The 20977-nt window shown below is 72.0% G+C and carries 18 protein-coding genes; 5 read left to right on the forward strand and 13 right to left on the reverse strand.

The window, feature by feature from the left end:
* The 4 genes from A9O67_RS04510 to A9O67_RS04525 all read right to left on the reverse strand — a co-directional run bounded on the left by A9O67_RS04510 (position 1) and on the right by A9O67_RS04525 (position 2360).
* Entirely contained in the window at positions 1–1167 is a 1167-nt protein-coding gene (locus tag A9O67_RS04510; RefSeq protein ID WP_068607763.1) for a S1C family serine protease, read from the reverse strand.
* The gene (locus A9O67_RS04515; RefSeq protein WP_390612501.1) at positions 1157–1618 is read right to left on the reverse strand and encodes a phosphate-starvation-inducible PsiE family protein; all 462 of its coding nucleotides are present in this window, start codon (positions 1616–1618) and stop codon (positions 1157–1159) included. Before A9O67_RS04515 ends, A9O67_RS04510 begins: the two co-directional genes overlap by 11 nt.
* Positions 1619–1753: 135 nt before the next feature.
* Entirely contained in the window at positions 1754–2044 is a 291-nt protein-coding gene (locus A9O67_RS04520; RefSeq protein WP_068607768.1) for a helix-turn-helix domain-containing protein, read from the reverse strand.
* Positions 2037–2360 carry a type II toxin-antitoxin system RelE/ParE family toxin gene (locus tag A9O67_RS04525; protein ID WP_068607771.1) on the reverse strand — a complete coding sequence of 108 codons (324 nt, stop codon included), beginning with the start codon at positions 2358–2360 and terminating at the stop codon, positions 2037–2039. The genes A9O67_RS04520 and A9O67_RS04525 overlap by 8 nt, the downstream gene beginning before the upstream one ends.
* Before the next feature lie 126 nt (positions 2361–2486).
* Here A9O67_RS04525 and tsaB point away from each other — a divergent pair, with 126 nt between their 5' ends.
* From tsaB to A9O67_RS04540, 3 genes are read left to right on the forward strand one after another with little or no spacing between them, the layout of a single operon-like run.
* Positions 2487–3257 (forward strand): tRNA (adenosine(37)-N6)-threonylcarbamoyltransferase complex dimerization subunit type 1 TsaB, encoded by a 771-nt coding sequence (gene tsaB / locus A9O67_RS04530; protein WP_068607774.1) that lies wholly within the window; start codon positions 2487–2489, stop codon positions 3255–3257.
* Between the two features lie 11 nt (positions 3258–3268).
* Entirely contained in the window at positions 3269–3853 is a 585-nt protein-coding gene (locus tag A9O67_RS04535) for a GNAT family N-acetyltransferase (RefSeq protein WP_082955362.1), read from the forward strand.
* The gene (locus A9O67_RS04540; RefSeq protein WP_068607775.1) at positions 3850–4743 is read left to right on the forward strand and encodes a uracil-DNA glycosylase; all 894 of its coding nucleotides are present in this window, start codon (positions 3850–3852) and stop codon (positions 4741–4743) included. The genes A9O67_RS04535 and A9O67_RS04540 overlap by 4 nt, the downstream gene beginning before the upstream one ends.
* A gap of 6 nt (positions 4744–4749) precedes the next feature.
* Here A9O67_RS04540 and A9O67_RS04545 read toward each other — a convergent pair whose 3' ends face one another.
* The 7 genes from A9O67_RS04545 to mltA form a co-directional block, all read right to left on the reverse strand.
* A complete protein-coding gene (locus A9O67_RS04545; protein WP_082955363.1) occupies positions 4750–5805 on the reverse strand; it encodes an ABC transporter ATP-binding protein in 1056 nt (351 codons plus the stop codon).
* A complete protein-coding gene (locus A9O67_RS04550) occupies positions 5802–6806 on the reverse strand; it encodes an ABC transporter ATP-binding protein (protein WP_068607777.1) in 1005 nt (334 codons plus the stop codon). The genes A9O67_RS04545 and A9O67_RS04550 overlap by 4 nt, the downstream gene beginning before the upstream one ends.
* A gap of 16 nt (positions 6807–6822) precedes the next feature.
* A complete protein-coding gene (locus A9O67_RS04555) occupies positions 6823–7734 on the reverse strand; it encodes an ABC transporter permease (protein WP_068607780.1) in 912 nt (303 codons plus the stop codon).
* A 36-nt stretch (positions 7735–7770) separates the two neighbouring features.
* Entirely contained in the window at positions 7771–8751 is a 981-nt protein-coding gene (locus A9O67_RS04560; protein ID WP_068607784.1) for an ABC transporter permease, read from the reverse strand.
* Positions 8752–8854: 103 nt separating this feature from the next.
* Positions 8855–10426, reverse strand: a complete 1572-nt coding sequence (locus A9O67_RS04565; RefSeq protein ID WP_068607792.1) for an ABC transporter substrate-binding protein — start codon at positions 10424–10426, stop codon at positions 8855–8857.
* Positions 10427–10554: 128 nt separating this feature from the next.
* A complete protein-coding gene (locus A9O67_RS04570; RefSeq protein WP_068608271.1) occupies positions 10555–11661 on the reverse strand; it encodes a 6-phosphofructokinase in 1107 nt (368 codons plus the stop codon).
* A gap of 27 nt (positions 11662–11688) precedes the next feature.
* Positions 11689–12786, reverse strand: a complete 1098-nt coding sequence (gene mltA, locus A9O67_RS04575) for a murein transglycosylase A (protein WP_331711352.1) — start codon at positions 12784–12786, stop codon at positions 11689–11691.
* Positions 12787–12997: 211 nt separating this feature from the next.
* On the opposite strand from mltA, the gene A9O67_RS13555 reads away from it, so the two are divergent.
* Entirely contained in the window at positions 12998–13186 is a 189-nt protein-coding gene (locus A9O67_RS13555) for a hypothetical protein (protein WP_082955365.1), read from the forward strand.
* A gap of 30 nt (positions 13187–13216) precedes the next feature.
* Here the strand turns inward: A9O67_RS13555 and A9O67_RS04580 are convergent, their stop codons facing one another.
* Both A9O67_RS04580 and A9O67_RS04585 read right to left on the reverse strand, forming a co-directional pair.
* Positions 13217–14023: a carbon-nitrogen hydrolase family protein gene (locus tag A9O67_RS04580; protein WP_068607796.1), complete on the reverse strand. Its 807-nt coding sequence runs from the start codon at positions 14021–14023 to the stop codon at positions 13217–13219.
* Positions 14020–18162 (reverse strand): YhdP family protein, encoded by a 4143-nt coding sequence (locus A9O67_RS04585; RefSeq protein ID WP_082955366.1) that lies wholly within the window; start codon positions 18160–18162, stop codon positions 14020–14022. Before A9O67_RS04585 ends, A9O67_RS04580 begins: the two co-directional genes overlap by 4 nt.
* A gap of 11 nt (positions 18163–18173) precedes the next feature.
* Here A9O67_RS04585 and glnE point away from each other — a divergent pair, with 11 nt between their 5' ends.
* Positions 18174–20963, forward strand: coding sequence for a bifunctional [glutamate--ammonia ligase]-adenylyl-L-tyrosine phosphorylase/[glutamate--ammonia-ligase] adenylyltransferase (glnE, locus tag A9O67_RS04590; protein ID WP_068607799.1), 2790 nt, complete (start codon positions 18174–18176; stop codon positions 20961–20963).
* Positions 20964–20977: the final 14 nt, after the last annotated feature.

Here is a 20977-nt window from a genome sequence, read left to right on the forward strand (position 1 = left end):
TCACACCCCCGGCTGCAGGGCCACCGTCACCTCGCGCGTCTGCTCGCCGCGGCGCACGCTCAGGCGCACGGTGTCGCCGACGCGGAAGTCGTCCAGCCGCGCCAGCAGCCGGCCGGGCCCATCGACCGGCTTGCCCTCCACCGCCAGGATCACGTCGCCCGGCACCAGCCCCTCCGGCGTCATGCGCACGCCCTGCAGCCCGGCCTGCTCCGCCGCGCCGCGCGGCTGCACGCGCAGCACGTAGACCCCCTCCACCCCGGTGGCGGCGGCCAGCCGCTGGTTGAGCGTCTCGTCCACCTCGATGCCCAGCGCCGGGCGCACGTAGCGGCCGTGCTGGATGAGCTGCGGCACCACGCGCGCCACCGTGTCCACCGGCACCGCAAAGCCGATGCCGGCCGAGGCGCCCGACGGGCTGTAGATCGCGGTGTTGATGCCGATCAGCCGCCCGGCGGAGTCCAGCAGCGGCCCGCCGGAGTTGCCGGGGTTGATCGCCGCGTCGGTCTGGATCAGGTGCTCGATCGGCGGCTTGCCGGGGCCGCCGTCCAGCGTGCGGTCCAGCGCCGAGACGATGCCGGTGGTCAGCGTCCAGTCCAGCCCGAACGGGTTGCCGATCGCGAACACCTTCTGCCCGACCTTCAGGTCATGACTGGTGCCGACCGGCACCGGCGGCGGGCGCTTGAAGCCCACCCCGATGCGCAGCACCGCGATGTCGTGCGCGGGCGAGGCCCCCACCAGCGCGGCGCGGTAGTCGCGCCCGTCCGCGAGCCGCACGGTGGCCGACGACGCCCCCTCGATGACGTGGTAGTTGGTGACGACGTGACCGGCGTCGTCCCAGATGAAGCCGGAGCCGTTGCCGCGCGGCACCTCCCAGACGTTGCGCGTCCAGGCGTCGCGCACCACCTGCGCGGTGGAGATGAACACCACCGAGTCACGCGCCTTCTCGAACAGCTCGATGGTGGCGCGCTCGTCGGCGGCCAGGTCGCCGCGCGGCGTGACGGTGCGCTCGACCGCCGGGGTACTGTTCGGCGCCAGCCAGCGCGCCTGCAGCGCCGGCAGCCACTGCCACAGCACCATCAGCGCCGCCACCACCAGCGCCAGCCACAGCAGCCGGCGCACGAAGGCATCCCCGCGCCGGGGCGCAGGCGGGGTCCATGGATCAGGGCGCATGGCGGTCCCCCTGCGCGGCCGCCGCGGCCCGCTCGGCGTCCAGCGCGCGCTGGTCGCGCTCGCGCATCAGCCAGTACACGATGCCCAGCGCCAGCGCCGCGCCCGACAGCGCCGCGACCTTGGCCGGCGAGGTCTCGGGGTCCAGGATCACGAACTTGCGCGACAGCGCGATCAGCGCGATCAGCACCACCGTCTTGACCTGCACGATGCTGTCCTGCCCCATCACCACGCGCACGATGGAGTGCTTGAACTCCATCGCGATCAGAACCGTCATGATCATGCCGAAGACGGTCTGGAACATCTTGTGGTCCAGCGGGTTGAACGCGTCCAGCACCAGCAGCATGAACACCTCGCGGATGAGCTGCACCAGCGACGTGACGACGATGACGGCGATCACCGCGGACAGCACGATCACGACGACCTGCTCAAAGCGCTCGTACAGCGTCATCATCGGCCAGCGCTCGCGCAGGGTCGGCGCGGCGGGGTGGCGACGCGACTCGGGGGCATGGGGGGTGGACATGGCTCCTCCTCGGGCAAGGGGCGGCGCGGGCGCCAGCGTTGGGTTTGCTGTTAACCCGCAAAATTTTCAGGCGTGAAGCGCCGAAAGCACCTCAGGGTTGGCCTCGACGATTTTGAGCAAGGCGCGAGCAGGCCCGGCAGGACGCACTCGGCGCTGCTCCCAGTTCTGCAACGTCTTGGGCTTGACGCCGATCAGGCAAGCAAACCGACTCTGCGACAGCCCCGTGCGCTCGCGGATCGCCTTGACGTCGGGCTCGGGGAACTCCCGCACACGCACACCGGCCACGGCCTCACCACGCATATGGCGGCCCATGTCACGCACGCTGCTGAGCAACTCATCGAACTGGTGGTCATTCATCTCGTATCTCCGCTTGCATCACTTCGGCCAACCGGCGCAGCTGATCCGGCGTCAGGTTCGCTCGGACATTCTTCGCGTAGGCGTAGATCAGATAGCACTGCTCCTTTCTGACCCAGTGGTAGTAGATCACCCGGGCACCGCCACGCTTGCCACGCCCCGGCAGCGCAACACGCAGCTTGCGCAAACCCCGCCCACCGGGGATCAGGTCACCGGCGGCCGGGTTTTCCAGCAAGGTGTTCTGCAACTCGGCCATCTCCTCATCCGAGAACAGTTCGGCTGCGCAGCGGACGAAGATCGGGAGCCCCACAAACACCATGGTCACATTATCCGCTAGAAGCGGATACTCGCCCCCATGACTTTCCACGGCCGGAACGCTGACGGCCGCGGATCTTCAGCCCGGCCAGGTGCCACGGCGCCCGCCCCACCAAGGATAATCACCAGCATGGACAACGCCGCCACCCCGCCCCCGCGCCCCGGCCTGCAGCGCTGGCTGGCGCTGGACACGAGCGCCTCGGTGCTGAGCGTGGCCGTCGGCGCAGCCGGCGCCGCCGAGCCGCTCGCGTGGCACGAAGGCGAGGGCGGCGCGCAGGCCTCGGCCACCTTGCTGCCCGCGATCATGGCGCTGCTGCAGCGCGCCGGCTGGCGGCTGGCGGAGCTGGACGGCATTGTCTTTGGCCACGGGCCGGGCTCGTTCACCGGGCTGCGCACCGCGTGCGCGGTGGTGCAGGGGCTGGCCGCAGGGGCGCGGCCGGGCGGCGTGCCGGTGCTGCCGCTGAGCACCCTGCTGGCGGTGGCGGAGGCCGCGCGCGCGCGCCACGCGCCAACCGTCCCGCAGCTGACCGTGCACGCGGCGCTGGACGCGCGCATGGACGAGGTCTACGTGGCCCGCTATGCGTGGGATGCCGCGCAGGGCTGGCGCGAGCTGACCGCGCCGCACCTGCGCCGCCCCGAGGACCTGCCGCACGCGGACGGCGCGCTGCACGCCGGCAACGTCGCCGGCGTCTACGGCGAGCGGTTGCCCCCCGTCTGGCGCGCCGAGGCCGGTGGCGCGACGCTGCCGTGCGCCCGCGCCCTGCTGCGCCTGGCGGCCGCGGGCGTGGCGGCGGGGCAGTGCGTCGGCGCGCACGGGACGCAGCCGCTCTACGTGCGCGACAAGGTGGCGCTGACGGTGGACGAACAGGCCGCGCTGCGCGCCGGCCGCGCCGCCGGTTGACGGGGCGGGCGATGGACCCCGTGACGGACGACACCCGGCCGGCGGCCCCCGCCTACGCCACGGAGCCGGTCTGGAGGCCGATGACCGCCGCCGACCTGGACGTGGTGGCCGAGGTGGCCAAGACCGCGCACGCGCACCCGTGGAGCCGGCGCCATTACGAGGATTCGCTGGCCGCCGGGCACTGGGCGCGCGTGCTGGCGCGCCGCCCGGATCCGCGCCACGACCCGCCGCACTGGGTGCACGCCCCGGTCACGCCCGAGGGCGACTGGCTGCTCGGCTTCCTGGTGGCGATGCCGGGGGTGGAGGAAGGGCATCTGCTCGACGTCACGGTGGCGCCGGTGCACCAGCGCCACGGCTGGGGCCGCTGGATGCTGCGGGCGCTGGCGGACTGGGGCCGCGCGCAGGGCTTTGCGCAGCTGTGGCTGGAGGTGCGGCGCAGCAACGCCGCCGCGCGCGCGCTCTACGCCCGCTGCGGCTGGGTGGAAGCCGGCGTGCGCAAAGGGTACTATCCCGACACGGCGCAGCGCCGCGAGGACGCCATCGTCATGCGGCTCGACCTGCGCCCCGCGCCCGACGCCACCGCCCCGACCCGATGAACCTGCCGCGCGCCCTGCCCTGGCTCGACGAGCGCCGCTCAGCCCTGCTGGCCGAGATCGGCGTGCCCGCGTGGTGGCAGCCGCGCGCGCTGCTGCCGCGCCCGGCGGCACCGGTTGAAGCCCCGCCACCGGTCGAGCCCGCCCTCCCTGTCCGCACGGCGCCCCTACCCAAGATACCGACCCCGGAAGCGCCCGCTCCGGTACCGATCGAGCGCCCCGTCACTCAGCAACCCGCCACCGAACCCACCCACGCCGACATCGCCACGCTCGACTGGCCCGAACTGGAGGCCGCGATCCACGCCTGCCAGCGCTGCGGGCTGGCCGCGTGCCGCCAGCGCGCGGTGCCGGGCGTCGGCGACCGCCGGCCGACCTGGCTGATCGTCGGCGAGGCCCCGGGCGAGGAGGAGGACCGCCAGGGCGAGCCGTTCGTCGGCCGCGCCGGGCGGCTGCTGGACCGGATGCTGGCGGCGCTGGACCTGCAGCGCGGCCACGGCGTTTACATCGCCAACGTGCTGAAATGCCGCCCGCCGCGCAACCGCAACCCGGAGCCGGAGGAGATCGCGCGCTGCGCGCCGTACCTGCTGCGCCAGATCGCGCTGCTGCAGCCGCGCATCGTGCTGGCGCTGGGGCGCTTTGCGGCGCAGACGCTGCTCACCGAAGGCGGCTGCCTGCCGCCGGCCGAAGCCGCGCGTGCGCCGCTGGGCCGGCTGCGCGGACGCGTGTTCCAGGCGCGCCTCGGGGAGCTCACGCTGCCGGTGGTGGTGTCCTACCACCCGGCCTACCTGCTGCGCAACCCGGTGGACAAGGGCAAGGCGTGGGCCGACCTGTGCCTGGCGGCAGAAACGCTGGCATCGGCCGACGGCGCTGCCCTGGGCGCACCGCCGGCCTGACGCGGCTCAAATCCGCCCCTCCTGCACCGCGTGGCAGGCCACGCGCACGCCGCCGATTGTCTGCAGCGCCGGCCGCTCGGCCTTGCAGCGCGCATCCGCATGCGGGCAGCGCGGATGGAAGGCGCAACCGCTGGGCGGGTTGAGCGGGTTGGGCACCTCGCCCTGCACCGGCGTGCGCGCCTGGCCGGTGGCGTGCAGCTTGGGGATGGCCTCCAGCAGCATGCGGGTGTAGGGGTGGCGCGGCTGCGCGAACAGCGTGCGCTTGTCCGCCAGCTCCACCAGCCGCCCCAGGTACATCACGCCGACCTGGTCGCTGACATGGCGCACCACTGCCAGGTTGTGGCTGATGAACAGATAGGTCAGCCCCTGCTGGCGCTGCAGGTCCTTCATGATGTTGAGCACCTGCGCCTGCACCGACACGTCCAGCGCCGAGGTCGGTTCGTCGCAGACCAGAAAATCGGGCTTCGTGGCCAGCGCCCGCGCGATCGAGATGCGCTGGCGCTGCCCACCCGAAAACTGGTGCGGATACTTGACCATGTCGTGCGGGCTCAGGCCCACCGAGCGCAGCAGCTCGCCGACGCGCTCGCGCAGGGCCGCGGCGTCACTCAGCAGCCCGTGCTCGCGCAGCGGCTCGGCGATGATGTCCTCCACCCGCCAGCGCGGATTGAGGCTGGCGTAGGGGTCCTGGAAGATCATCTGGATGCGCCGGCGCAACTGCCGCCCCTGGGCGCTGCCATAGGCAGCGTGCGCGTCCTGCCCGTCGAAGACGAAGCGCCCGCGCGTCGGGCGGTACAGCCCCACCAGCAGGCGGGCGACCGTGCTCTTGCCACAGCCCGACTCGCCCACCAGGGCCAGCGTCTGACCGCGCGGGATGTCGAAGCTCACCCCGTCCACGGCGTGCAGCCATTGGCGCGGCTTGCGCTCCAGCACGCGGTTGAGCCACGGCGCCGACACGTCGAATGTTCGGGCCAGATCTTCCACCACCACCAGCGGGGTGGCCGGGGTCGGGGACGCGGCGTGGGACGGCGCCGTGCGCGCCGGGTCGATGACCGGGGTACTCATCGGGGGACCTCCGCCGTGGCCGGCACCTGCGCGATGGGGGCCTCGGCATGCAGCCAGCAGGCGGCGCGGGTGGCGCCGGCGGGCATCAGTTCGGGGCGCTGGTCGTGGCAGCGCAGCATGACTTTTTCGCAGCGCGGGTGGAAGGCGCAACCGCGCGGAATCTCGTTGAGGCGCGGCATGGCGCCGTCGATCTGGTGCAGCCGCTCGCGCTCCATCTCCATGTCGGGGATGCAGCTCATCAGACCGGCGGTGTAGGGGTGCGCGGGGCGGTGGATGACCTCGTGCACCGGACCGATCTCAGCGACCCGCCCCGCGTACATGACGGCCACGCGGTCGCAGGTCTCGGCGATCACGCCCATGTCGTGCGTGACCAGCATCACCGCCGCGCCGCGCTGGCGGCAGATGCGCTTGAGCAGCGTGATGATCTGCGCCTGGATCGAGACGTCCAGCGCCGTCGTCGGCTCGTCGGCCACCACCAGCTGCGGCTCGGCCGCCAGCGCCAAGGCGATGACGACGCGCTGGCGCATGCCGCCCGAGAACTGGTGCGGATAGTGGTCGATGCGCTCTTCCGCGGCCGGAATGCCGGTGTCCTTGAGCAACTGGATGGCGCGCTGCCGCGCCTCGGCCGGCGAGACGTCCAGGTGCGTCAGGATGGTCTCGGTCAACTGGCGACCGATCGAGTACAGCGGGTTGAGCGAGGTCAGCGGATCCTGAAAGATCGCGCCGATGCGCCGGCCGCGGATGCGGCGCATCTGCGCCGGCGGCAGGTGGTCGATGCGCTCGCCCTGCAGGCGGATCTCGCCGCCGGCGATGCGCCCCGGGGGCTCCAGCAGGCCGATGATGGCCGCGCCGGTGAGCGACTTGCCGGCCCCCGACTCGCCCACCACGCCCAGCACCTCGCCGGGGGCGATGTCGAACGAGACGCCGTCGAGCGCGCGCAGCACGCCGCGGCGGGTGGGAAACTCCACCACCAGGTCCTTGACTTCGAGCAGTTTGTCCATGGGTGGGGCCTTTCGGTCAGCGCAAGCGCGGGTTGAGGGCGTCGCGCAGCCAGTCGCCCAACAGGTTGACCGACAGGGCGATGATGACCAGCATCACCCCGGGGAAGATGGTGATCCACCACTCGCCGGAGAACAGGTAGTCGTTGCCGATGCGAATCAGCGTGCCCAGCGAGGGCGAGGTGGGCGGCGCCCCCACGCCAAGAAAGCTCAGCGTCGCCTCGGTGATGATGGCGGTGGCCACTTGGATGGTGGCCAGCACCAGCACCGGCCCCAGCACATTGGGCAGCACATGCCGGCGCATGATGCGCAGCGGCGCCACGCCGATCACGCGCGCGGCCTGCACATACTCCTTTTGCCGCTCCACCAGCGTGGAGCCGCGCACCGTGCGCGCATACTGCACCCAGCCGGTCAGCGTGATGGACAAAATCAGCACGCCGAAGGCCAGCGTCTCGTGCGCATTGGGGAACAGCGCCCGCCCCACGCCCGCGATCAGCAGCGCGATCAGAATGGCCGGAAACGACAGCATCACGTCGCACAGGCGCATCAGCAGGGCGTCCACCCAGCCCCCCAGAAAGCCCGCCAGCAGCCCCAGCGTGACGCCCAGCAGCACCGACAGCACCACCGACGCCAGCCCGACGAACAGCGAAATGCGGGCCCCGTAGATCAGCGCCGACAGAATGTCGCGCCCCTGGTCGTCGGTGCCCAGGGGAAAGGCCCATCGGCCCTCGTCGTACCACGCGGGCGGCAGCCGGGCATTGCCCAGCTCCAGGCTGGCCAGATCGAACGGATTGTGCGGCGCCACCCACGGCGCCAACAGGGCGGCGAGCGCGCACACCAGCGCGATCAGCGCCGCGACGATCGCCGTGGGCGACGCGCGAAAGCTGTAGCCGATGTCGCTGTCCCACCAGCGCATCCACCAGGATTTCATGAGCGTGTCCTTCCTTTTTGGGGAACGGGTCCGCCGTCAATGGCCGCCGGCCTTGTCGAGGCGCAGGCGCGGATCGACGGCGAAATACAGCAGATCGACGATCAGGTTGATGACCACGAAGATCAGCGCGGTCAGGCACAGGTACGCCGCCATCACGGGGATGTCGGCAAACGTCACGGCCTGGATGAACAGCAGCCCCATGCCGGGCCACTGAAAGACCGTCTCGGTGATGATGGCAAAGGCGATCAGGCCGCCGAGCTGCAGCCCGGTGATCGTCATCACCGGCACCAGCGTGTTCTTCAGCGCATGGCCGAAGTGCACCACGCGATCGCTCAGGCCGCGCGCGCGCGCGAACTTGATGTAGTCGGTGCGCAGCACCTCCAGCATCTCGGCGCGCACCAAGCGCATGATGAGCGTGAGCTGGAAGATCGCCAGCGTCACCGCCGGCAGCACCAGGTGGTGCCAGCCCTTGGCGGTCAGCAGCCCCGTGGTCCAGCCGCCCAGATGCGTCACCTCCCCCCGGCCGAAGCTGGGGAACCACCCCAGATGCACCGCAAACACCAGGATCAGCACGATGCCGATCAGAAAGGTCGGCAACGACACGCCCAGCAGCGACAGCGTCATGAACACCTGGGCCAGCCACGTCCCGCGGCGCAGCGCGGCATACACCCCCATGGGGATGCCCACCGCGAGCGCCAGCGCCGCCGCCACCAAGGCCAGCTCCAGCGTGGCGGGGAAGCGCTCGGCGATCAGCCGCGCCACCGGCACGCCCTGGTGGATGCTCATGCCGAAGTTGCCCTGCACGGCGTGCACCACGAACTGCCAGAACTGCACGAAAAAGGGTTGGTCCAGCCCCAGTTCGGCCCGCACGGCGGCGACCTGCTCGGGCGTGGCGTCCTGCCCCAGGATCTGCAGCACCGGATCGCCCACGTACTGGAACAGCATGAAAGCGACGAAGGCCACGGCCAGCATGACCAGCGCCGCCTGCGCCAGGCGTCGCAAGATGAAGGCAAGCATGCAAAAACTCCTGCGGGCGGCACTGCCGTGCCGCCCGCGCATCACAGGTTGTCGTCGGACACGACCGCTCGGCGTCAGGCCGTGGGCCGCTCGCCGGGGACGATCAGTTGACCTTGACCAGACGCCAGTCGATGCGGTTGTCGGCGCGGTGCACCACGTCGATCGACTTCTTCATCGCCCAGGGGATGATCTGGTTGTGCAGCGGGATGTGCACCACATCGTCGTTTTGCAGCTGCAGCGCCTCGGTCAACAGCCGCGGACGGATGAAGGGATCGGTCTCGGTCTTGGCGCGATCGATGATCGCGTCCATCTTGGGGTTGCTGTAGCGGCCGAGATTGTAGTTGCCGTCACCGCCCTGGCCGACGGTGCGCACCAGCGACTGCAGGCTGTAGAGCGCGTCGAACGTCGGCACGCCCCAGCCCAGCATGTAGATGCTCGCCTCGTAGCGCTGGATCATGGGGAAGTACGTCACCAGCGGCAGGGTGCGCAGCTTGGCCTTGACGCCCACCTTGGCCCACATGGACGTGATGGCCTGGCAGATCTGCTCGTCGTTGATGTAGCGGTTGTTCGGGCAGGCGAAGTCCACCTCGAAGCCGTCCTTGTAGCCGGCTTCGGCCAGCAGCCGCTTGGCGGCCTCGACGTCATACGGGTAGCGCTTATGCACCGACTCGCTCCAGCCCGCGACCTGCGGCGCCACCAGCGCGCCGGTGGGCTGGCTCAGCCCCCGCATGGTGACGCGGTGGATGGTGTCGATGTCGATCGCCTGGTACAGCGCCTTGCGCACCCGCACGTCCTTCAGCGGGTTCTTGCCCTTGATGTTGCTGCCGACCAGCTCGTCGCGGTGCTGGTCCATGCCCAGGAAGATGGTGCGGTTTTCGACCCCGTCGACGACCTTCAGGTTGGGGTTGTTGCGCAGGCGCGGCAGGTCCTGCGGGGTGGGGTCGAGCACGAAGTCCACCTCGCCCGACAGCAGCGCGGCCATGCGGGTGGCGTCGGCCTTGATCGGGGTGTAGACGATCTGGGTGACGTTGCTGTTGATCTTGCCCCAGTAGTTGGGGTTGCGCTCGAACACCATGCGCTGGTCGGGCACCCATTCCTTGAGGATGTAGGGGCCGGTGCCCATCGCGTTGCGGTGGGCGAACGTTTCTTCGGTGGCCTTGATGTCCTTGGGCTCGACCGACTTGTTCTTCTCCGCCCAAGCCTTGCTCATCATGCGCAGCTCGGTGAGCTGGTTGAGCAGCACCGGGTTGGGCCCCTTGGTGAAGATGTCGATCGTGTTGGCGTTGACCTTGACCACGCGGTCGATGCCCTGCGTGTAGATGGCAAAGTTGGAGGTCTTGGCCATCGCGCGCTGGATGGAGAAGACCGCGTCGTCGGCCGTGAACGGCGTGCCGTCGTGGAACTTGACCCCTTCGCGCAGCGTGATGCGCAACTGGGTCGGGCTGATCTCGCGCCAGGCCGTGGCCAGCACCGGCTCGATCTTGAACGTGCGGCTGTTGTAGTAGACCAGCGACTCGTAAACCGCCGCATGGATGCCGTTTTGCAGCGCGTTGTTTTGGGAGTGAATGTCCCAGGTGGAGATTTCGCCGGCGCTGGCCCATTTGAACGGCTTGGCCTGGGCCACCGACACCCCGAGGGCGAGCACTGCACCGAGCGCGAGAAGCTTGAGTTTCATGCTTGACACCTAAAAAGATGGAACGTGCCGTAACTATGCACGAGTCGTGCCAGCCCTCCGGCCGGGGTTTACCCGCAACCGTGGTGCCGATGGGGGGATGCGCGCCGAACCGCCGACGGACCTGTCGGTCAGCCGACACCTGACCCAATACCCGCCCCGGCATCGGTCCCGCCGACGCGGCCCGCCTCGCCCAGCGAGACGCCGATCTGCCGCGCGGCGCGCAGCAAGGGATGGTCCAGCGGCACGCGGCGGCTGCCGTGCACCACCTCCGCCAGCGCAATGCTGCCCAGCCGCCCGTCCTGCAACGTGACCATGCGATCGAACGCCCCGCGCATGACGAGCTGGGCCGCCTCGTTGCCAAACTGGGTGGCGAGCACGCGGTCGAACGGCGTGGGTGAACCGCCGCGCTGCACATGGCCGAGCACGGTGGCCCGCACCTCCGACGCCAGCCGCGGCTGCAGCGCCGCCGCCAGCGCATGGGCGACGCCGCCCAGCCGGATCGGGTCGGGGCTGTCCGCGATGCGCTGCTGCACCGTCAGCGTGCCGCCGATGGGCTTGGCCCCCTCCCCGATGCAGACGATAGTGTAGCGCTGGCGCCGCTCGCGCTCGCGGCAGACCGCGGCGACGGCCTCGATGTCGAAGTCGATCTCGGGCAGCAGGATGACGTCCGCCGCCCCGGCCAGCCCGGCCTCCAACGCAATCCAGCCCGCATAGCGGCCCATGGTCTCGACGATCATCACGCGCCCATGGCTCTGGGCGGTGGTCTGCAGACGCTCGATCGCCTCGGTGACGGTGGCCACCGCGGTGTCGAAGCCGAAGCTGCGCTCACAGCCGGGGATGTCGTTGTCGATGGTCTTGGGCACGCCGACGATGGGCAGGCCGCGCTGGCTGAGGCCGTGCGCGATGGCCATGCTGCCGTCGCCGCCGATCACCACCAGCGCCTGCAACCCCAATGCCCGGGCGTGGGCCAGGGCGCGCGCGGCCTCGGCCTCGCTGCGCAGGGGGTTGGCCCGGTTGCTGGTGCCCAGGATCGTCCCCCCCTGCATCAGGATGCCGCTCACGCTCGCCCAATCCAGCGGGCGCACGCGCGGCGCCTCGCCCATCAGGCCGCCAAAGCCGTCTTGGATGCCGATCACCTCCGCCCCGCACTGCCGCAGCAGCGACTTGACGACGGCGCGGATGACGGCGTTCAGGCCGGGGCAATCGCCCCCGCCGGTCAGGATGCCGATGCGCAGACTCATGGATCGCATTCCTTCATCGGTTCAGGGCTGCTCGCGCGGCCACAGCGCCCAGAGCTGCAGCGGCTGCTTCAGACCGGCGGCCAAGGCATAGGCGCCTTCGCCCCAACCCGCAAAAAAATCCGCCCGCACCGCCCCGACGATGGCGTTGCCGGTATCCTGCGCCAGCACCAAGCGCTGCAACTGCGCCACCGGCCCGCTGGAGGCCAGCCACAGCGGGGTGCCGTAGGGGATGGCCTCGCGGTCCACCGCGACGGAGCGCGCCGGCGTGAGCGCCACCCCCTGCGCCCCCCGCGGGCCGAACTGGGTGTCGAGGGCGGACAGCGCCTCCTCGCGAAAGAACACCACGCGCGGATTGGTCCACAGCAGCTCGTCGATGCGCTGGGGATTGGCCGCCGCCCAGGCGCGGATCGCTTCCCAGGTGCCCTCGCGGATCTCGCGCCGCTCCAGCAGCCAGCGCCCGACGCTCTGGTACGGATGGCCGTTGTGCGCGGCATAGGCCAGCCGCGCCAGGGTGATGCGCCCGTCCGGCTCGAGGATGCGCAGCCGCCCCGAACCCTGGATTTGCAACAGCAAAGCGTCCAGCGGATCGGCCAGCCAGACCAGCACACGCCCCTCCAGATGGCCCTGGACCTGGGGGTCGCTGTCGATCTGCTGGCGGCTGAACCAGGGACGGCCGGGCGCGGCCGCCAGGGCGGGCGGCGGGGCGTACAGCGGCACGCGGTAGGCCCCCTGGCGCACGCGGCTGGCCTGCAGCTCCGGCTCGTAGTAGCCGGTGAGCAGACCCGGGCGGTTGCCCCCGTCGGGGGACAGCACCCGGTAGGGTTGCAGGCGCCGCATCATCCAGGTGTGGCGCTCCAGCGCGTCGGCCAGGGTCAACCGGCGCACCTCGGCACACACGGGGCCCCAGGGCGGCGCCGGACGCTCGCAACTGCGCAGCCAGGCGTTCCAGGCTTCGTGCAAGGCGTCCCGGCCCCAGCCGGGCAGCTCGCTCCAGCGCACCGGCTGCCACAAGGCCCCGCCTCGGCGCACCGGTGCGGGCAGCGGCGCGGCATCGGCCGCCTGCCAGGCGGCGTCGCTGGGCGTCAGCACCGCCGGGCCCTGCCCGTCGACCAGGGGCACCGGGGCGGCAACCGAGCCCGATGGCGGGGCCGGGGGAACCGGCGCGGGTGCCGGCGCCTCCATGGCCACAGGCGCACCGGGCGAACTGCCCCCCGTGGGTACGGCTGGCGGCGCGCTGCCGCAACCCGCCAGCGCGCCTAGAATCCCCCAGGCCAGCAGCCGGGCCACCCGACCGGCGCCCCATCCCATCCCCGTCGATTTCGTTGCCGTCATGACCCTGTTGCTGCTCGAAGCGCTCGGTGCGCTGCTGCTGTTCGTCTTCATCGTGTGGTGGACCATGTTCGCCGGCCGCAAGCGCGGCGAACCGGCGGATGCGGACCAGCCCGCGTCCCCCAGCGACACGGCCGGCCCCACCCACTCGGCCACGGACACCCCCCGCCCGGGCGAACCGCCGCGCTGAGCCCTCCCGCGCACCCACCCGCGCATCGCGTCACAGGCGGCGGTGCTGCAGCGCCGGCAGGCGGCGGCGCACCTCCTCCAGCCGGGCGCGGTCCAGCTCGGCCACGACGACACCGGCGCCGGTGGCCTGCTGCGCCAGCACCACGCCCCAGGGGTCGATCACCATGCTCTGGCCCCAGGTCTGGCGGCCGTTCTCGTGCACGCCGCCCTGCGCGCTGGCGATGACGTAGGCCTGGTTCTCGATGGCGCGCGCGCGCAGCAGCACCTCCCAGTGCGCCTGGCCGGTGACGTGGGTGAAGGCCGCCGGCACCACCAGCACGTCGGCCGCCAGCTGGCGGTACAGCTCCGGAAAGCGCAGGTCGTAGCACACGCTCAGGCCCACGCGCCACGCGGTGCCGCTGCGATCGGTCAGCGTGAAGGTCACCGGCTGCTCGCCGGCCTTGAGCACCGCGGCCTCGTCGTAGCCCTGCTGGCCGTCGTGGAAGCGGAACAGGTGGATCTTGTCGTAGCGCGCCACGCAGCGGCCCTGCGGGTCGTAGACCAGCGAGGCGTTGGCGGCATGCTGCGGATCGTCGGTGGCCAGCGGCACGGTGCCGCCGACGATCCACATCCCCAGCTCGCGCGCGGTGTCGGACAGAAAGTCCTGCATCGTGCCCAGGCCCGGCGGCTCGGCGATCAGCAGCTTGTCGGTGTCACGCCGGCCCATCAGGCAGAAGTACTCCGGTAACACCGCCAGCTCGGCGCCGGCGTGGCGCGCCTGGTCCAGCAGCGCGTGGGCCTGGGCAAGGTTGGAGTCGAGGCTGGCGCCCGACACCATCTGAATGGCGGCGACTTTCATGGGGTGCGGTCCGGGTTGACGTCGGAAGGGTCGGAGGCAGGTATCGTACGCCGGATGCGCTCGACCTGGGGGTCGGCCCACGCACCGGTGATGCGAAAGGTCTGCGTGGCCGCCGCCTGCAGCGGCTCGCGCAGCAGCCATTGCGCCAAAAAGGTGCCCAGCCCGGTGACGGGGTTGATCATGGTCGCCACCAGCGAGGCGGTGCCCGCGTTCAGCTCGGGCACCACCACGACCGTCAGGTCCTGGGTCTCGCGCACCAGATCGGCCTGACCTTCGATGAGCACGGCCGCGCTGACACCCTTCATTTGCAGGTTGTTGGTGCTGGCCACGCCGCGCGCGATGCGGGCGTTGCCGCGCACGAAATCGAACGCGAACCCCTCGCTGAACACATCGCGAAAATCCAGCGTCAGCCGCCGCGGCAGGGATTGCAGGCTCAGCACCCCGAGCAGCTTGGCGATGCCCGGGTCGGCCTTGAGGAACTGCCCGCGCTGCACGTCCAGCAGCAGCTCGCCCGACAGGCTGGGCATGTGCAACCCCAGGGGCGAGCCCAGCCAGCCCAGCGTGCCTTCCAGACGCCCCCGTCCGCCGCGCAGCGTGCCGGCAAACCCAAAACGCTCCAGCAGCGCGCCCGCGTCGTCGATGTCCAGCCGCACTTGCAAGGCGGTGCGGCGGGCGCTGGCCGCCTGCCCGGGGCCGGTCACGGCCGCGGTGGGGGCCCAGTTGCCCGACGCGCTCAAGCGCGCCTCCGGCACGGTCAGGCGCAGCGATTGCAGCCGCCATTCGCGCAGCACCTCGCCCCCCTGCCCGGCGTCGCGGTTGACCGCCTGGACCTCCAGCCGCCCCAGCGGGCGGCCGGCCAGCTCGAAGGCGTCCACCTCCACATCCAGCGCGGGGACCGAGCGGGGCTGGCTGGCCAGCCGCTCGACATCGGCCGCAGCGCTGCGCGGCAGCTCCAGCCGGGCCAGCCGGGCCAGCAGCCGCTCCTGCGCGCCGCCCCGGTACTCCAGATAGCCATCCAACTGGCGGGCCGCCACCGTCAGCCGCCACAGATCGCCCTCGCGCGAGCCGCCGGCAGTCAGCGCATCGAACGATCGGCCCCCGACCACCAGCCGATCCAGCGTGACCCCCAGCCGGCTGGGCCAGTAGGCGTCGCTGCCGCGCCAGTCCAGCCCCGCCGCCGCGCTGGCACCACTGGCGCCACTGGCGCGCGGGTTCACCGGCGTGGGGTCCGGCTCCAGCAGGGCCAGCCACGCATCGGCATCGAGCGCGCGCAGGCGCGCCACGCCGGCCACGCCGGCGGCGGGCCAGTCCGGCAGCTCGGCGCCCAGCGCCAATCGCCCGCGGCGCACGGCGGTGCGCGGGCCAGTGTGTTCGCGCTCGTATTCGGCGCGCAGCGGCACTGCGTCGCCCGAGGGCTCGACGGTGAGGCGCAGGCGGTCGCGGGTGACGTCGGCCGCTGGGTCGGGGCGCGGCCGGGTCTCCACCGCCACCTGGACGCGCCAGGCGGCGTCCGCCGGCTTGGCCAGCGGCGCGGGCAGCGCCACCCCCAAGCCCCGCAAATCGCTGTCGAACTGCAGATCCATGCCGTCCGGCCCAAACGCCAGGCCCAGCGCATACCGGGTGGCCCCCTGGGCGCGCGCGCCCAGCCAGCGGGCCCAGCCCCATTCGCGACTGGCCGCCAGCCCGGCGGCGCTCACCGTCCCCTGCCCCTGAAAACGCACCACCGCGGCACCGTCGCGCCGGCCCATGCCGCCGCTGAAGCGCAGCTCGCCGCCCAGCACGCGCGCGCTCGCCTGCGCCAGCTCGAAGCCCTGTTCCGTGAAGTCGAGTGTCCCGCGCACGCCCTGCAGGGGGGGCACGTCCGGGCGCATCTGCACATCGTTGCCGGCAAAACGCACCTGTCCGCGCACCTGGGTGCGGTCGGTGTGGTTCAGGGGCATGCGCAGATCCAACGCCACGTCCAGCGCACCGGTCGCCCGCGCGGTGTCGAGCACCCCACCGGTGAAGTCGCGCAGCGGCGATGCGGCCACGAAACGCAGCGCATCGTCGCCCGCCCCCCGGATCAGCCCCTTGACCTGCAACTGCGGCTCGTCGGCCATGTAGTCGGGAATGACGGCCTCGGCCTGCAGCGCCCGCAGCGCCGGCTGCCCCACGACACTGCCCCCGGCGCGCAGGATTTGCAGGCGTCGCCGCTCGATCAGCAGCTCGCCCGCCACCCGCTCCAGCGCCGGCCAGGGGGCGCTGCCCGCCGGCAGCAGGTGCCGCGGGGCGTAGTCGAAGGCCACGTCGTGCAACTGGGCCCGCACCTCGAACGTGCCCTGCTGGGCGTCGGCAAAGGGAAAGTCCCACAAATCCCCGTCGATGCGGAAGGTGGCGCTGCTCGCCCGCCCGGCGCGAATGGCGGTCTGCAGATACTGCCGCGCGCTGGCGCCCACCGTGACCGGCAGGTAGCGTGCCACGCGCGCGCCGTCGGCACGGGTCAAGCGCACGTCCAGCGTCATGCGCCCGGGGAAGCGGTCGCGCGCGGCGCTGTGGGCGGGGTCGGCCGTGCGCCAGCGCACGCTGCCGCTGCCCGCGGCGTCGGCATTGGCAAAGCTCAGGCGGCTGACGTCCAGCGTGATCTCCGGGCCCTCGATAGTCCAGCGGGCGTCGGCCGACAGTTCGTCGAAGGTCAGGCGCGGGTCTTCGAACACCCCGGGAAAGACCAGCGCCCCGTGGCGCAGCGCCAGCGTCGCCCGGCCGCCCCGCTCATCCAGCGCAAACTCGACGTCGGCCCCCTCCAGCCCCGGGCGGCCGAAAGCCGTCTCCCCCGGCACCGCGCCGGCCCGCAGGCCCAGCCCGCGCACCCGCCCGCGCGCCTCCCAGTGCTCGGACGCGCCGGGCTTGGGCGGGGCGCTCCAGCGCACCGCCAGCCCCTCGGCCACGCCGGCCGGCTGTGTCTGCTCCGCCCAGTGGTTGACCGCCTCGCCCACGGGCAGCACCCGCGCCAGGCGCTGGACCACGCCCAAGTCCAGCCGGTCGGAGGACAAGGCCCAGCTCCGCAGCGCCCCGTCCGGCGCCAGGGCGTACTCGAAACGCACATCCCCACGCGGCCAGTCGCTGCCGTCGCCCGTGGTGATGGCCAGCCCCTGGGTAGTCCAGACGGTGGTGTCGCCATCGCGCTCCAGCCCCAGCCGCCCGCCCAGGTGGGCGACGCGCAAGGGCTCGACCCGCGCCTGCGCACTCGGCGCCCAGACGACATGGACATCGCTCCACTGCACATCCGCGGTGGCGGCGCGCCATTGCGCGCGGCGCACATCGGCCCACAGCCGCAGGGCGCCGGTGGCGCGCAGCTCGTGCACCCCCCACAGGGCGGCGGTGTCCACATACGCCCCCAGGCGCTGCGCATCCAGCCGCGGCGCCAGCACGAACAATTCGCCCGACCACTCGCGCCAGCGCCCAGGGTGGGTCTGCCAGAACGGCCGGGCAAAGCGGCCCCGCACGCTGAAACGGTCGCCCCACTCCGCCGGGGGCGTGGCGTCGAGCCGAAACTCGTGCCGCAGGCCGGGGTTGCGCACCACAAGATCCACCGCCGTGAGCGCCAACGGGGGGGCGTTCGGGCGTTGCTCGTCGATCCAGCGCAACACCCCGGCACGCAGGGCAAATTCGCGCTGGCCAAAGAACCAATCGGCCGCGGGACTGTGGCCGCCCGTGCTCGCCAGCTCCAGCCCGGCGACCTGCAGACGCCCGTCGGCCAGCCGGCGCACCTCAAGCGTCGGGCCGTCGATCACGATCTGGTCGAAGCCCAGCCGCCACAGCGAGGTCACCGACAGCGCCGCCAGCACTTGGGGCAGGTGCAGGGCTTCGTGGCCGCGCGCGTCGTGCAGGCGCACATCGCGCAGGGTCAACGTGGCGACCCCGGCGGCGGTCGCGGCCTCGATGGCTCCGACAGTCACGCGCACCCCCAGCGCGCGTGTGGCCACCGATTCGAGGGTCGGCCGCCAGGCTTCGGCGCGCGGCACAATCCAGAATTGGAGAGCCCCCCACGCCACGATCAGCAACGCCCAGACCGCCACCGCCAGCCCGAGCGCGACACGGGACGCCAGCGTCAGCGTGCGCAGGTGCCACGGGGGGCGGGAAGGGGTCGGGGTTGGAGCCACACGAAATTATGATGTCGAGCGTTTGCGTTGGTTCGGCCCGCGCCGACCACAGCCGCTTCGTGCAACGCGTGCGCCGCCGCTACGACGGCGAGCGTGCCTTGCTGCCCCCGGGCGCCCCCACCGCCGACACCTTGCGCACGGCCCTGGGCGCCCTGCGCGAACGCGGATACGCGCTGGATGCCGCGCTGCGGGTGCTGCGCCACCTGACGCTCGAACGACTGGCCGTGCTGGACTGCGAGCAGGCCGCCCCGCTGGAAGCGGTCACGCGCGGCGTCACCGCCCTGGCCGAACTGGCGCTGGACGAAGCCGCCCGGGCCGCCTGCGCCGAGCTGGACGCACTGCACGGCCGGCCCATGGCACCGCCCGGCGAGCCCCCAGGGCCCCTGCCTCCCGGCGAAGGGAGCGACGGGAGCGAAGGGGGCGCGGCCCCCGAGGGGCGGCGCTGCGCGTGGTGGATCGTCGGCATGGGCAAGTTCGGCGCGCGCGAGCTCAACGTCTCCAGCGACATCGACCTGATCTACGTGTACGAAGGCGAGGGCGAGACCGCCGGCAATGCCGAAGGGCGCAACCGCATCAGCAACCACGAGTATTTCGGCAAGGTCGTCAAACGCATCCACACGCTGGTGGGCGACGTGACGGAGCACGGCCAGGTGTTCCGGGTGGATCTGGCCTTGCGGCCCAACGGCAATTCCGGGCCGCCCGCCGTGTCGCTGGGCGCGCTGGAGGATTATTTCCAGGTCCAGGGCCGGGAGTGGGAGCGGTTTGCCTGGCTGAAAAGCCGCGTGGTCGCCCCGGCCGAAGGTGCGCGCCGCGATGGCACCGGCCAGTGGCTGCGGCCCATCGTGTTGCCGTTCGTCTTCCGCCGCTATCTGGACTACGGCGTGTTCGAGGCGCTGCGGCGGCTGCACCGCCAGATCCGCGAACATGCGGCGCGGCGCGCCGCCGGTCACCCGGAGCGCGCCAACGACGTCAAGCTCTCGCGCGGCGGCATCCGCGAGATCGAGTTCATCGTGCAACTGCTGCAGGTGGTGCGCGGCGGGCAGTTTCCGGAGCTGCGCACCCGCCCGACGCTGCAGGCCTTGCAGCGCGTGGCCCAGGCCGGTCTGATGCCGGCCGACAAGGCGCGGCAGCTCGCCGACGCCTACGTCTTTTTGCGCCGGGTGGAGCACCGCATCCAGTACCTGGACGACCAGCAGACCCATGTGCTGCCCACGCGCGACGACGACCTGGCCTGGATCGCCGCGACGCTGGGCTTCGACGGCGCGCCGGCTTTTCTGCGCGCGCTGGATGCGCACCGCGAGGTGGTGGCGCAGGAGTTCGACACCCTGCTGGGCGGCGACGGCCACGGCACGGGCTGCAACGGCAAAGGCTGCCACGGGCAGTCCCGCTCGGCGGTGGAAGATTTGCAGGCCGTGCTGCCGCAGTTGCCGGCCGGGTTTGCCGAGCGCGTGGCGACTTGGTGCGACCATCCGCGCGTGCTGGCGCTGCGTGAGGACGCGCGGGTGCGCCTGGCGCGGCTGGTGGAGCGCACCGGGGCGTGGATCGAGGCGGGCCGCGTGAGCGAAACCGCCGCCGTGCGGCTGGCGGACTGGATCGAGGCGCTGCTGCGCCGCGAGAGCTACCTGGCGCTGCTGCAGGAGCGCCCCGCCGTGCACGAGCGGCTGCTGCGCGTGCTGGGCGCGGCGCGCTGGCCGGCGCGCTACCTGATGCGCCACCCCGGCGTGATCGACGAGCTGGCCAGCGCCGAGCTGTACGAGACCCGCTTCGACCCCGCGGCCTTCAGCGCCGAGCTGGAGGCGCGGCGCTGGTCGCTGCACAAGACCGGCGAGGACGACGACGAGGCGCTGCTGGACCTGCTGCGCCGCGCCCACCACGCCGAGGTGTTCCGCACGCTGGCGCGTGACGTCGAGGGGCTGCTGACGGTGGAGCAGGTCGCCGACGACCTGAGCGCCCTGGCCGACGCGGTACTGGACGTCACCGGTCGCTGGTGCTGGCAGCGCTTGAAGCAGCGCCACCGTGACGAGCCGCGCCACGCCATCATCGGCTACGGCAAGCTCGGCGGCAAGGAGCTCGGCTACGGCAGCGATCTCGACATCGTCTTCGTCTACGACGACGACGACGAACGCGCACCCGAGGCCTACGCCGCCTTCGTGCGCAAGCTGATCAACTGGCTCACCGTCAAGACGGGCGAGGGCGACCTTTTCGAGATCGACACCGCGCTGCGGCCCAACGGCAACTCCGGGCTGCTGGTCACCACCTTCCAGGCCTACGCCGACTACCAGCAAAACCGCGGCAGCAACACCGCCTGGACGTGGGAGCACCAGGCGATGACGCGCGCGCGCTTCGTGGTCGGCAGCCCCGATCTGCGCGCGCGCTTCGACGCCGTGCGCGAGGCCGTCATCACCGCCCCGCGCGACCCCGCGGCGCTCGCGGCCGAGATCCGCGCCATGCGCCAGCGCCTCTACGGCGCGCACCCGGTGCGCGCCGGCCGCTTCGACCTGAAGCACAGCCCCGGCGGCATGATCGACGTGGAGTTTGCCGTGCAGTACCTGGTGCTCGCGCACAGCGCGGCGCACCCGCCGCTGCGCGCCAACGCCGGCAACATCGCCCTGCTGCAACGCGCCGAGGCCGCCGGCCTGCTGCCCGCGGGCGTCGGCCACGCCGCCGCCGACGCCTACCGCCACCTGCGCCAGCTGCAGCACCGCGCGCGGCTGGACGAGGCCAGCACCCAGATCGACCCCGCAGACGTGGCCGGCGAGCGCGATGCCGTGCTGGCGCTGTGGGCGCAGGTGCTGGGCTAGGCCGGGGAACACAC

It is taken from the genome of Tepidimonas fonticaldi, assembly GCF_001675355.1.
GTDB lineage: Bacteria > Pseudomonadota > Gammaproteobacteria > Burkholderiales > Burkholderiaceae_C > Tepidimonas > Tepidimonas fonticaldi.